The following is a 13,526-nucleotide window of genomic DNA, read 5'->3' on the forward strand; positions in this document are numbered from 1 at the left end:
TCGATCCTCGGGTGTTGACGGCGTGGCGGCGTCGACTCGCGAATATCTCGCAGGGATGCTCCGCGCACGAACAAGATTCACTCATACTATGCATGAGAGTTACGTGACGTCAATGAAATGCGTTGTATTGATCGTTACCGCCGGGCCGTCACTACACTGCCGATATGCGGAGCGACTTATACACAGGGGGCACTGTCGAGATCACCAGCACCCCGCAGTCTCTGCTGCTGACCTTCATGGGAATGCACCTGCTGCGGAAGCCGATCGCAGTCAGCGGCGCATCGATCGTCGAGGTCTTCGAGTGGCTGGATGTCGGCCGCTCGGCCACCAGGTCACTGCTTGCCCGGATGACCGATCGCGGCATGCTCGGTCGCCACAAGTCGGGTCGCAAGACCTTCTACTCGCTCACCGAGCACGGATCCGCCGTTCTCGACGACGGTTCACGCCGAGTGTGGCGCGCCGCCGAGCAATCCTCCTGGGACGGACAGTGGACCACTGTGGCCCTCTCGGTCCCGGAGGACGCACGCCATCTTCGACACCGGGCACGGTCTCGACTCGGCTGGGCAGGGTTCGGCACCACCGCGTCCGGGCTGTGGGTCACCCCGGGCAGCCGCGACGTGTCGGCGATCCTCGGCTCCGACTTCGTCGGAGCCGACCTCACCGTCATGATCGGCCGAGCTCACCCCCCCACCACGGACGAGTCACTGGTGTCCGATGCCTTCGACCTGGATCGTATTGCTCAGTACTACAGGGTGTTCGACGCTCGTTGGGCGAGCACGGATGTCAGCGTGTTCGACGCCGAGGGCGCATTTGCCGCACGAATTCACCTGCAGGCCGACTGGCTGTTCGTGGGCAGGGCCGATCCGTTGCTGCCGGCTACCCTGCTTCCTCACGACTGGCCTGCCGACACCGCGGACCGACTGTTCCGGTCGCTCGATGCCATCCTCGGCGATGCCTCGACCGAGATCGAGTCACACGGACTCGACTCGATCGAGGTGTAGCCGACATCGGACTCAGACCTCGGCACCAGCCAAATTGTGCTCCACTGCAGCAACACTCGTCCGATCGCGAAGGAAGTCGCGCACCACATCTGTTATCTCGCGCGCTTTCGGGATCATGGCCTGCATGCTCAGTGCCCCGTGGAACACTCCGTCGACGCGATGGCGCTCGACCTCGACACCGGCGTCGGCGAGCAGACGCGCGTAGTCCTCTCCCTCGTCTCGTAGGACATCCAACTCGACGGTGACGACCAGCGCGGGAGCGACGCCGGCCAGCGAGGCTCGGTTGGGCGAGTTCTTCCACGTGATGTCTGCACCGGCCAGGTACAGCTCCCAGAACCGTTCTCCCGCTGCTGCTGTCAGGATCGGACCGTGCGCGAACTCGAGGACCGAGGCCGTCGCGGCTTCCGGATCGATCGGCGGGTAGACGAGCACCTGGGCTACCAGATCGATCCCCTCGTCGCGGGCCTGCAGCGCAGTGACCGCTGCCATGTGCGCTCCGGCGCTCTCACCCATCAGAGAGATCCGTCGCGGATCCCCGCCGAAGTCAGCGATCGAGTCGACGGTCCACCGCACTGCGTCGATGCTGTCGTTCACAGCGGCCGGGTACGGATGTTCGGGCGCCAGGCGATAGTCCACCGCGACGACGATCGATCCGAGCTCCTCGGCGAGGTGGCCACACAGAGGGTCGACAGCCTCGACCGAACCCGCGACGAAGCCGCCACCGTGATAGAACACCACGACAGGGAGCGGGCCACCCCGATCGGGACGGTAGACCCGCAGCCCCTTGCCTGCGACGTCCTGCGAGCTCACCGTTCGCCCCGGTATCTGGAACGCGGTCTGCATCTGCACCTGCGCGCGCATCTCCTCGATCGAGATGTCTTCCATCGGTGGCGCACCGGAGAGCATCGCACCCGATACAGCCAGCGCCGCAGCTGCATTCAAGCGAACCAGTGGCGGAAGGGTGTCCGTCGCCGGCTTTCCGTCGAATGCGAACCCGGAGTAGCCCAGCGCCTGCACCTGCTCGCACAGGGCCAGGTAGAAGTGCGGGCCACCGAGGAACGCGTACGCCTTGCGGGGTTTGCCCGCAATGTTGTCGCCCAGGAACCACGTGTTCGGGGCCAGCGGCAGCAACGTCATCTGCAGGATGTCGTTGGCCAGCGTGGCCCATGCCTCTTCGGCACCCGCCAGCGGTTCGACGGCACGTGCACCCAACTCCGACGCGCGGACGATCGCGCCGGCAACGAAGTCGACCTGCTTCTCGATGAGCGTCGGTGTGTTGTATTGCGAAGCGGCACTGGGCGGCCCGCAGATGTTGAACAGGTTCGGAAAGTTGACCGATGCGAGACCGAGGAAGCTCGCTGGGCCGTCGGCCCAGTGTTCCTTCAGTGTCACCCCGCCTCGCCCGACGGTGGGGACGGCCAGCTGCGCACCGGTGAAGGCGTCGAAGCCGATCGACAGGATGATGACGTCGAATTCGTAGTCCTGGTCGCTCGTCCTGATACCGCGTTCGGTGATGCGCTCGACGGGAGTTGTCCGCGCATCGACCAGAACCACGTTGTCCTGGTTGTAGACCTCGTAGTAGTTCGTTCCCAACGGCGGGCGCTTGGTGGCGTAGGGGTGATCGACGGGGCACAGCAGTTCCGCAGTACGCGGATCGTGTACCTGCGCCTTGATTCGATCGCGAATGTATTCGGCGAGAGTGTCGTTCGCCTCGATCGACGTCGAGATGTCGATGAAACTCGAGATGGCAAGAGCCAGAGCACCTCGTTCCCACATCTGGTCGTATCGCGCCTTCCGTTCCTCGGCGGACACTGCGAGCGCAGACGTTCTGGGGAGCTCGAACCTGGCCCCGGTGACCGGACTCGCTTCGGCGCGGATCTGCGCATGATGGAGAGCGTTCCACTCTTGCTGCTCGGCACTGATGGGCCTGTTACCCAGAGGGGCAACGTAATTGGCACTACGCTGAAAGACGGTCAGGCTACCGGCGACCTTGGCCACCTCCTGAATGGTTTGAACCCCGGACGAACCGGTGCCCACCACCGCGATTCGCTTGCCGGTCAAGTCCACCTCGGCGGCCGGCCACGTACTGGTGGCGTACAGCTCGCCCTGGAACGACTCCGAACCCGGGAACTCGGGCGCCTTCGGCTTGGACAATCCTCCGGCACCCGACACGACGAAGCGGGCCGTCGTCCGTGCCCCGTCGGAGGTACACACGGTCCACAACGCGTCGGTGTCGTCCCAGTCGAGGCGCTCCACACCCACGCCGAACGAGATGGAGCGTCGAAGGTCCAGGCGGTCGGTCACCCACTCGAAGTAGGCAAGGATCTCCGGCTGTCCGGCGAAGCGCTCGCTCCAACGCCACTCGTTCTCGAGTTCGTCGGAGAACGAGAAGCTGTAGTAGACGGACTCGAAGTCGCATCGCGCCCCGGGGTAGCGGTTCCAGAACCAGGTCCCTCCCGGTCCGTCGGCCAGATCGAATGCCGCGACGGTCATGTTCATCTCGTCGCGGAACTTGTGTATCGCGTACAAACCGGAGAATCCTGCCCCGATCACGACGACGTCAACATCTGCTCTCATGTGGAGTCCCTTACTCGAATCTGCTGGTGAGAGCGATGGTAGGACGGTCGACGTGGTCTGCGTCACGGTCAAGTCACCAACCTGGCGACGAGTTTTGCGCCAATTGGTCAATCGGTCAGGCGAGCCAGGCATGCAGTCGAAGCGCGAGTTCGAGGTCGAGTTTTCGGCTTTCGATCGTATAGCCGAGGACCTTCTCGGCAGCGTCGAGTCGATAGCGCACCGTGTTGTGGTGCAACCCCAGCCGGGTGGCGGTGGCCCGAAAATTCATCGACGACTGCACGAAGGCATCGAGCGTCTCGCGTTGGCGCGCTGCAGCGGCACCGGACTTCGCCAGAGGTCCGAGCACCGTCGCCATGAACACCCTCGCGGTATCGGGATCACCGGTACACAGAGCGACCACTTCGATGTCGTCGTATCGCACTCGCGCCGGCGGTTCGGATCGCAGGTCGGCCACCCGCAGCGCAGCCGTGGCGAATCGGTGACTGCCGACGAACCCCGACAGCCCCGGCGCGTCGCGGCCGACGGCCAGGGTGACGCCCGCCATCGGAGTCGACCAATCGATCTCTCGCCCTTCGGGATTGCGCACCCAGCACCACACCGTCCGCTGATCGGCGACGACCGTGACCTCGGTGGCGACCCCCGCGGACGACGTCAGACGGTACAGAGCGTTCTTCAGGTCCGCGGCACGATCGTCGGGGCCGTTGGCACGGAGGATCAAACACAGATGCCGGCCTGCCAAGGCCATTCCGAGCCTCTTCTCGATCAGGCCTGCATCGCCGACGGTCCCGTCGAGCACCGCTTGCACGAATTCGATGTGTTCGCGAGAGCGCTCCGCGGCGATGCGCGCCAATTCCGTTCGGTAGACGTCGCCGATTCCGGCCACCAAGGATTCCGTCCAGGACAGGATGAATCGTGTCCCGCGCCTGATCACCGCGATCTTGGTCGATTCGGGCAGATCGGTCCGGACGGCCACCGTGTCGGTCCACAACTCCACCACCCAGGACGCCACGATTCGATATCCCGCGCTCACCAGATCCAGCGGCGCTCCCGAACGGACGATGTGCAGCGTCTGTTCGGCGACCTCCACCGACAGGTCGAACGAATCCGACTCACGATTGCGGGCCAAGCCGTCGAGCAGAATCGGTAGATTGACCGCCCCGCTGCCCGCGACGTAGTCCCGCATACCCAACGCCTCGAGCTGCGGATGCCTGCTCACCACGAGAGCCGTCATGTCCTGAACGAGGTCTTCCACGTCGGCCCAGAGCACCGCCGCGATCTCGCGTACACCTCGATCGACGTCACGCGGGTCCGGTTGCATACCGACATTGTTCATCCGCCCGTGTGGGTTCGGGCGCACAACGACCATTCCAGCGAGACTCGGCGGAGATTCGAGCTACCCTGTCGCCGGACCGAATACGGTTGCGGCGCAGGGTTTGGAGGGTCGATGGTCCGGCGAGGTGACGGCAGCATCGACCGCAACGCGATCCTGACTCTGCACGCATTGTTGGACGAGCGGAGCGTCACCGGTGCTGCTCGGCGGCTGTTCCTGAGCCCCCAGGCGGTCAGTGGGGCGCTCGCTCGATTGAGGCAACACTACGACGACGAACTACTCGAGCGAGTCGGCCGCGACTATCGCCTCACCGCGAAGGCCGAGACCCTGAAGGTCGAGATCGACCGGGTCGTCTTCGTTCTCGACTCGGCATTGCGACCGGCAGATCGAACCGATCCGGCCGCTCCGGGACGGCTCTACTCGATCATGGCATCCGACCACGCTCTGGGGCAGCTCGCCGGCCCCGTGACCGCGGTGCTCACGGAGGTTGCACCAGAGGTCACCGTGCGCTTCGACACGTATCCCGACGCCGCGGCGGACTTTCCGGCTCAGCTCCTCGTCACCGACATCGTCGTGGCCCCGACATCGGACGGGCTGCCGGGCAGGTGCCGGGAACTCCTCGACGAACGCTTGGTCTGCGTCGTGTCGGAATCGGGACGCGTCGACGAAGACGCAGGCCTGACAATTGCGGATCTCGAGTCGCTGCCGATGGTGTCGGCTCGACGGTCTGCAGGATCCGCCGTCATGCACCGAGTGCTCGACGAAGCGGGAGTCCGTCCCGAACGGCACACCGTCGTTGCCAACGATCTGATACTTCCGTTCGTACTGGCCGAGGCAGCGTCGTATGCGTTCGTTCCCGAGTCCGTGGCCAGGGGCTGGACGGCCGATCTGGGGCTCACGCACGTGAGCGTTCCGTTCGACCTGCCCCGCCTGGTGCATTCGGCGTACTGGCATCCGAGCCGCGACGGCGATGCAGCTGTCCAGTGGTTGATCGGAATCCTGGTCGATGCAGCGAAGATCTGGCGCGAGCATCAGATCGACGATGCGACCTCGTCCTGAACCACTGCTGCCGCGACGGTGGAACGCAGCCAGGAGTGCGCGGGGTCGAGATCTCTGACCGGGTGCCAGTGCAGCGCTTCGTGCAGGTCCAACAGCGGGTACGGCGGGGGAATCACGACGAACCGACCGGTCTTCGCGGCGCGGCGCGCGACGCGTTCGGGGACGAGCGCCAGCGCATCCGAACGACTCACGGCGTACAACGATGCGAGCCCTCCGAGGACCTCGACCACAGGGCGATGATCGGGGCCCGTGTCGTCGATCCACCGGTCGACCACCGTCGTCGACGATCCGGGAAACCGAATACCGATCGTCGGCATCTGCTGGTAGCTCTCGGCATCGACGGTTCCGTTGTGGAGGAACCGGTTGTCGCGATCGACGACACCGACGATCCGGTCTCGATACAGAACTGTGTGATTGCCCTGGACCCCCATACCGAGCGGAGACACGACAGCGTCGCACTCCAGCAACGCTTCGGTTCCGTCGGCAAGACCGGCGAACATGTCGACGAATTCGATCGTGACCGTGCACCCGCGCGCGCGAAGCAGTGTCGTCAACGGTTCGTGCAGTGCCGCGACGGCGTAATCGCTGGCAGCCACGCGAAACACTCGATCTTCGGTGAGAGGATCGAACGCAGCGTCGAGTTCGAGCACCTGACGGATGAGCACACTCGCCGCCCGTGCGGCCGGCAACAACTGTCGCGCGAACGACGTGGGGCGAAATTCTCGACCGATCCGAACGAGCAGTTCGTCGCCGAAATACTGTCGTAGCTTCGTCAGAGTGGCGCTCATCGCGGGTTGAGAGGTGCCGACCACCGCGGCAGCATTCGTGAGATTCTGCTCGTCCAACAATGCGACCAGTGCGTCGATCACATTCAGATCGAGCCGAAGAAGGGACGATTCGGCGAAGCGCGCATCTGCTACCCGATCGGTCATGTTCCCTCGACACCCTCTCCGCCTGAACGCAACTCGCATCGATGCCGCCGATTCGTGACACTACGCGCATAGCCCGCTCGGCGATGGAACGAGCAAGTTTCGAGCATCGGCGTATCGAATAGCAGGCATCACCGAAGGGGGCAACACCACCGGGCCCAACGGCCTTACTGTGAGGAGCACAACACCTGTCGCACTCGTCGGCGGTGGATGCGCACTCGCGAAAATCCCGAAAGGTTTCTCCATGACCACACTCACCCTGGACCCCATCGCTTCCGGCACGCCGGACGACGCCGCCGTCCGTAGCGCTGCGACGACCGGCCGCCTGCTGGCCGAGATCGACCGACTCGAACCGGACTTCGTGGCCGAGATCGCCGGCAACGAACAGGCCGGACGACTCAGCCAACGATCGCTGGATCTGTTGCAGGACTTGGGTATTCCGCAGATGATGCTGGCCGAGGAGCACGGTGGGTACGGCATGTTTCCCATCGATGCCCTACCGGTGTTGGTCCGGTTGGCACGAATCGACTCGTCCATCGGATGGATCGGCGGCAACTGGTCGTGTTCCGGAGTGTTTCTGAGCTACCTCGAATCGGACGCCGTCGACGAAATCCTCGATGACGGGGTCGGCTACTTCGGCGTATCGGGGGCTCCTACCGGAACCGCTCGCATCACGGACGGCGGCTACGTGCTCAGCGGAAAATGGGGGTTCGGAAGTGGAAATCTCCATGCTGCGTGGGTGCTGGTCAACGCACGACTGCTCGACAGCGACGGCACACCGGTTTCCGGACCCGGCGGCGGCCCCACCATTGCCACGTTCGGCGTACCGGGTTCAGCGATCGAGACGCTCGGAAATTGGGACGTACTCGGCCTGCGCGGCACCGGCAGCGTCGACTTCTCCATCACCGAGCACTTCGTCCCGAACCGCTACCGCACCGATATGTTCGCCGCTCCCAAGCGCGGTGGCAGGCAGATCTCCGGCTCCTTCCTGTCGTTCCTGCCGCTCTTGCACACCTCGTTCGCGTTGGGCACAGCCGAGAGCATTCTGCACGACCTCGCGACTCTTGCGAGCACGCCGAACTCGAGGGGAGACAAGCTGGCCGACGAGAGCTCCTTCCGAGACGCCTACGCACACCAGGACATCGCGGTCGCGTCGGCGAGGGCCCTTGTTTACCAGTATTGGCGCGAGGCCGACCAGCACTTGAAGTCCGGATCGGTTCCGTTGCCGCGCCGCACTTTCACTCACTTGCGCCAAGCCACCGTGAACATGCACGACGTGCTCCGGGACCTCGCAGTGTTCGCCTTCAAACGCGGCAGCGGCACGACGCTGCACGACGGCCCGCTGCAACGGAAGATTCGTGACGCACTGGCGGGGTGCCAGCACCTGATTGCCACGGAGGCGCAGTACGTCGACATCGGTTGGGAACTGCTCGGCGCGCCCGAAAACCTCGTCTGGGGCGACCGGTCACTGATCGCCGTTCCCAGCTGACCGGCCACTCGACAGAAAGGCGTCACCGACATGACCACATTCGTCCCCGACGGCACCACCACGCCCGCCCTCATCGAGATCACGACGGCGGACGGCTCGATGCCGGTTCGCACCGCAGGCGACCCGGCCGCCGACGCCGCGATCATCGTGTTGCATCAGGCCAGCGGGCCGACTCCGCACATCGACGCAGTGATCGCCGATCTCTCCGATCTCGGCTACTACGCGGTGGCTCCGGACCTGTTCTACCGCAGGAAGAACGAACCGGTGCCCTTCCCCTCCGACCCGTCGATGCTGCCCGCATTCGATGCTTGGCTACCGGGTGACTCCGACCTGCTCACCGACCTGTCGGCAGTGACAGATCACCTCGGCGACAACGGGTTCGATCTGGGCCACGTCGGTGTCATGGGATATTCGTTCGGCGGCCGCGCCACGTATCTGGCCGCAGCGACATGGCCGTTCGCCGCCGCAGTCACCTACTACGCCGGCGGCATCGGACGCCACCTGCATGTCGGAAATCCCGATCTGGCAGCTCTGCGCGGCAAGACTCTTCGCACACCATGGCTCGGGCTGTTCGGCGAAGCCGATCACTTCATCGGTGAGGGCGAGCTCGATCTACTCGAGACGCTCGTGGGCAACGCTCCGGTCGCAACGTCGCTGGTCCGATACCCGGGCGTCCAGCATTCCTTCGACGTGGACGTGCCCGAGGCACCGGGCGCGTTCGATGCCGACGCTGCGGCGAACGCCCGGTCACGGGCCATCGAGTTTCTGAACCTGCACCTTCGGCGCGACGACCGGCAGGAACTGATCGCCGTTCTGTCGCAGCAGGATTGGGTGGACGACCCGATCGCAGGCTTCGCCACACCGGACACTGTCCGTTCCTCGTCTCCGGTGTGGCCCGATTCGCGTTGGGCAACGGTCGAACTGACGATGCACGTTCGGAACGACCGGCGTGAGGTACGGGAGTACCTTCTACGACGTGCAGACCCGGCCCCGGTCGAGGTCCCGATTGCCGTGGTCGTCGACCGGGACGGCAGCGATCGGCGCGCTCGAATCTACTTCGACAAGTCACTGTTCGGATCCGACCAGCCTCGTCGACCGATACTGGCACCCGGCACGGACGACCTACCACCCGACCTCGCCGAGTACCACCGCGCTCTCGTCAGCGGTGACCGCGAGAGTCTCGAGAAGATCATCGCCTCGGATGCTCGCATCCAGTCACCGTACGGCGTGATCGACCGAGGTCGCTTCGTGGACGAATTCGCCACGGCACCCGGCGGCCCCGAACGCGGTGCGCCGGTGGAATATTGCACCGTGACCGCCGAGTCGGGAACCTATGCGTGCGAGTTCATCGGCTGGCGTCGCCCACCTCATTGCGGCGTTGCAGTGTACCGATTCGTGGACGGCAGATTGCAGGCCATGCGCGTGTACGAAGGTCCGGTATACCGATGACAGCCGTCGGCGACGGTGTGGACGGAACGGCGCAGGCCATGAAGATCGACGAGTTCGTCGCGGTGTTCCGTCACCACGCGGCGGGGGTGGCAGTGGTGACCGCTGCAGGGCCCGACGGGCCGGTGGCCATGACCGTCACCTCACTGTTCTCGGTCAGCGCCGAGCCTCCGATGTTCGCCTTCAGCGCATCCTCGCTGTCCTCGGCCTCGCCGCCGATCCTTGCCGCCGATACCGTTGTGGCACATATCCTGCACGGCGACAACCTCCCGATCGGCAGGCTCGGAGCGGCGTCGGCCACGGATCGCTTCTCCGTCCCGTGGCGTGAGCTGCCCACGGGAGAACCCGTCTACGACGGCGTCACGTCGTGGGTTCGGGGCGAGATCGTTTCGCTCGTGGAGGCCGGACAATCCACGCTGGTCATCGCGCGTGCCCTGGAGGGCAGGGTGGAGGGTGACGACCGAACACCACTCGTCTACCACGCACGCGAATGGCACACCTTGGGTCGGCACTCTCTGATCGCGTGACCGAGATCGCCGAGTAGCCGAGCGTATTCGATACGTTCGGCTCACTCAGGCGGGGAGCGAGCCGAGAGAAATGGAATCGGGCGTCCCAGCGGGGACGATTTCCATCACCGTCGACCAAAGGTTAGCCTGTGCTCATGCGCGCCTCGGGCGCGCTGCGCCGTCGGGTAATCCCCGGCGGCTCGTTGCTGTCTGAACCCGAAGGACATTCCACGTGCTCAACGTTCGTCGCCGCGCAGGTACCCTCGCCGCCGCTGCCGCCCTGGTCGGATCGCTCGTCGCGTGCGGAGCATCCGAGGAGGTACCCGACGCAGCCGCGGAAGCCACCGATGGCGGAACGTCGTATCCGCTGACGATCGAGAACTGCGGCGAGTCGGTCACCTTCGACTCCGCCCCGCAGCGAGTGGTCTCGCTCGATCAGAACTCCACCGAAATTCTTCTCTCGCTCGGTGTGCAGGACCGTATGGTGGGCACCGCGTCCTGGACCGATCCGGTCCGCGAGAACCTCGCCGACGCGAACGCATCGGTTCCCCGGCTGGCCGACAATGCTCCCACCTACGAGGTCGTGGTCGACAAAGAACCCGACCTCGTCACCGCATCGTTCGGGCGCCACTTCGAGCAGGGCGGCGTCGCGCAGCGTTCGCGCTTCACCGAAACCGGTGCTGCCACGTATCTTTCACCCACCGACTGCGACGCCGGTCGTAGCGTCAACGGGGGCAACACCCGAACGACGCCACTCACCATGGAGTCCCTGTACCAGGAGATCACCGAACTCGCGGCGATCTTCGACGTCAACGCCCGCGGTGCCGAGTTCGTCGACGAACTGAAGACCCGCATGTCCGACGCCACCGCGATCACGGCGAAATCCGATGTCTCCGTGGCATTCTGGTTCGCGGACACCAAGAGCCCGTACATCGCAGGCGGACGCGGCTCGGCCGATCTGCTCGCCCGAACGGTCGGGATGACGAACGTCTTCGCCGATACCGACGACGACTGGCCAGCCGTCGGCTGGGAGACCATGGTGGATCGGGATCCGACCGTCCTCGTACTGGGCGACCTGGCGCGCAACCGTTTTCCCGGTGACCTGCTCGCCGACAAGATCGCATTCCTCGAGTCCGACCCCGTCACCAGCACGATGGCCGCCGTCCGTGACAAGCGCTACATCTCGCTGCACGGTGCGGAGATGAACCCGTCGATCCGGGCCGTCGACGGCGTCGAGAAGGTGTCCGCCGGACTGCGCGACCTGGGACTGTCGTCCTGACCGCGACCATCACCCCCCGGCGCACCGCCAAGCGTTCGCAGACCTCCCGCCACCTGTGGCGTTGGGCATTGGCCCTGCTGGGCGGTGTCGCGCTGTGTGTGGTGTCGATTCTCGTCGCCATCACGCTCGGGCCGGCGAACATCTCGCTCGTCAACGTCCGCGATGTGGTGCTCAATCATCTCGGCGTCACCGACGTGCCGGTGAAAGTGTCGAAGAACGCGATCGTCTGGGAGGAACGGCTGCCCCGGGCGCTCGTCGCCGCGGCCAGTGGCGTCGGGCTCGGTATCTGCGGCGTCATCATGCAGTCGCTTCTGCGCAATCCACTGGCGGATCCGTTCGTGCTCGGGGTGTCCTCGGGTGCGTCGACCGGAGCCGTCGTCGTCGGCGTTCTCGGTGTCGGAGGTGCCGCACTCGGACTGTCGGGAGGCGCGTTCATCGGCGCGCTCGTCGCGTTCGCTCTGGTGCTCTTCCTCGCCCGCATGTCCGGCAGCGGAAACGACCGCGTCATCCTCGCCGGTGTCGCGACCACCCAATTGTTCTCTGCGCTCACCTCGTTCGTGATCTTCGCGTTCGCGGACTCCGACGAGACCCGCGGCGTGATGTTCTGGCTCCTCGGATCGTTCGAGGGGGTGCGATGGAACGACGTCGTGCTGTGCGTGACGGTGGCGGGTATCGGCGCGGTGGTGTGTTGCTACTACGCGTATGTGCTCGACGCGTTCGCGTTCGGCAACTCGGTGGCGTCCTCGCTGGGCTTCGACGTCAAGAAGGTGCGCCTGGCACTGCTCGTCGGAACCGCCCTGATCACCGCGACGTTGGTCAGCGTGGCCGGTGCCATCGGTTTCGTCGGCCTCATTCTTCCGCACGCAGCACGACTGTTGGTGGGGCCCAACCACAGCCGCCTCGTGCCCACCACTGCCATCATCGGTGCCATCTTCATGGTGTGGGTCGACGCCGTCTCCCGAGTCGCGTTCGCCCCTACCCCACTGCCGGTGGGCGTCGGGACCGCACTGGTCGGCGTTCCCGCTTTCATCGCAATCATGGCCCGCAAGAGAGGAATTCGATGACCCTGCACGCGTCGAACGTCTCCTGGAAGCGCGGTGGCGCTCTGGTGGTCGACGGGGTGACGCTGCACCCCGCGCCCGGCCGAACGGTGGGGTTGTTGGGGCCCAACGGTTCCGGCAAGTCCTCGCTGCTCCACCTGCTGGCCGGGGCGGCGTCGCCCACCTCCGGTGTCGTCGAACTGGACGGTGCAGAGCTCGGTTCGCTCAAACGCAAACACATCGCCCGCGCCGTCGCGGTCGTCGGACAGCACGCGCACACCGACGTCGACGTGACGGTCGGCGATGTCGTGCGTCTCGGACGCATCCCGCATCGCGGGGCCTTCGGTGGAAGCGACCTGGACGACGACGCAGTGGACGATGCGCTCGCGCAGACCGGACTCACCGACAAAGCGGATCGATTGTGGCGCACGCTCTCCGGCGGTGAGCAGCAGCGGGCACATATCGCACGCGCACTCGCTCAGCAGCCCCGCGAGATGTTGCTGGACGAGCCGACCAACCACCTCGACATCCATCACCAGCTCGAGTTGCTGGCCCTCGTCGCTCGTCTGCCGATCACCAGCATCGTCGCGCTGCACGACCTGAACCTGGCCGCGATGTTCTGCGACGAGGTGTTGGTGCTCCAGGACGGCAAGGTCGTCGCAGGCGGCACACCTGCGGAGGTGCTGACCGAAGAACTCATCGCCGAGGTGTATCGAGTGCGGGCGCGTGTATCCGTCGACGGCGACGACGGACGGGTGCACATCCGTTTCGATGCGGCGGCCGGGTTCGAGACCGTAGAGGGGAAGCAGAACACCAGCGTGACGGCAGTCTCTCGTCCCTGATCGGCCTCGGACTCCAGAGCCCCGGGGG

General features: G+C 65.2%; 11 protein-coding genes. 8 read left to right on the forward strand and 3 right to left on the reverse strand.

The window, feature by feature from the left end:
* Positions 1-164 precede the first annotated feature (164 nt).
* On the forward strand, positions 165-1,001 hold the full coding sequence (locus tag AB0366_RS03555) for a PaaX family transcriptional regulator C-terminal domain-containing protein (RefSeq protein ID WP_366242719.1): 837 nt from the start codon (positions 165-167) through the stop codon (positions 999-1,001).
* 12 nt (positions 1,002-1,013) lie between these two features.
* Here AB0366_RS03555 and AB0366_RS03560 read toward each other — a convergent pair whose 3' ends face one another.
* Positions 1,014-3,578, reverse strand: a complete 2,565-nt coding sequence (locus AB0366_RS03560; protein WP_366242720.1) for an alpha/beta hydrolase fold domain-containing protein — start codon at positions 3,576-3,578, stop codon at positions 1,014-1,016.
* 115 nt (positions 3,579-3,693) lie between these two features.
* Entirely contained in the window at positions 3,694-4,896 is a 1,203-nt protein-coding gene (locus AB0366_RS03565; protein WP_366242721.1) for a helix-turn-helix domain-containing protein, read from the reverse strand.
* Between the two features lie 126 nt (positions 4,897-5,022).
* On the opposite strand from AB0366_RS03565, the gene AB0366_RS03570 reads away from it, so the two are divergent.
* Positions 5,023-5,967, forward strand: a complete 945-nt coding sequence (locus AB0366_RS03570) for a LysR family transcriptional regulator (RefSeq protein WP_366242722.1) — start codon at positions 5,023-5,025, stop codon at positions 5,965-5,967.
* Here AB0366_RS03570 and AB0366_RS03575 read toward each other — a convergent pair.
* Complete coding sequence (locus AB0366_RS03575) at positions 5,940-6,899, reverse strand: LysR family transcriptional regulator (RefSeq protein WP_366242723.1); 960 nt, start codon at positions 6,897-6,899, stop codon at positions 5,940-5,942. The two genes, AB0366_RS03570 and AB0366_RS03575, sit on opposite strands and share 28 nt — an antisense overlap.
* Positions 6,900-7,140: 241 nt before the next feature.
* Between AB0366_RS03575 and AB0366_RS03580 the strand changes: the two genes are divergently transcribed.
* The 6 genes from AB0366_RS03580 (at position 7,141) to AB0366_RS03605 (ending at position 13,498) form a co-directional block, all read left to right on the forward strand.
* Positions 7,141-8,385: a hypothetical protein gene (locus AB0366_RS03580; protein ID WP_366242724.1), complete on the forward strand. Its 1,245-nt coding sequence runs from the start codon at positions 7,141-7,143 to the stop codon at positions 8,383-8,385.
* Between the two features lie 30 nt (positions 8,386-8,415).
* Positions 8,416-9,834, forward strand: a complete 1,419-nt coding sequence (locus AB0366_RS03585; RefSeq protein ID WP_366242725.1) for a dienelactone hydrolase family protein — start codon at positions 8,416-8,418, stop codon at positions 9,832-9,834.
* Positions 9,831-10,358 carry a flavin reductase family protein gene (locus AB0366_RS03590; RefSeq protein ID WP_366242726.1) on the forward strand — a complete coding sequence of 176 codons (528 nt, stop codon included), beginning with the start codon at positions 9,831-9,833 and terminating at the stop codon, positions 10,356-10,358. The genes AB0366_RS03585 and AB0366_RS03590 overlap by 4 nt, the downstream gene beginning before the upstream one ends.
* Before the next feature lie 211 nt (positions 10,359-10,569).
* Positions 10,570-11,616, forward strand: coding sequence for an ABC transporter substrate-binding protein (locus AB0366_RS03595; protein WP_366242727.1), 1,047 nt, complete (start codon positions 10,570-10,572; stop codon positions 11,614-11,616).
* A gap of 98 nt (positions 11,617-11,714) precedes the next feature.
* Entirely contained in the window at positions 11,715-12,680 is a 966-nt protein-coding gene (locus AB0366_RS03600; protein ID WP_366242979.1) for an iron chelate uptake ABC transporter family permease subunit, read from the forward strand.
* Positions 12,677-13,498, forward strand: coding sequence for an ABC transporter ATP-binding protein (locus AB0366_RS03605; protein ID WP_366242728.1), 822 nt, complete (start codon positions 12,677-12,679; stop codon positions 13,496-13,498). The genes AB0366_RS03600 and AB0366_RS03605 overlap by 4 nt, the downstream gene beginning before the upstream one ends.
* Positions 13,499-13,526: the final 28 nt, after the last annotated feature.

It is taken from the genome of Rhodococcus sp. NPDC076796 (genome assembly GCF_040702765.1).
Lineage (GTDB): Bacteria > Actinomycetota > Actinomycetes > Mycobacteriales > Mycobacteriaceae > Rhodococcoides.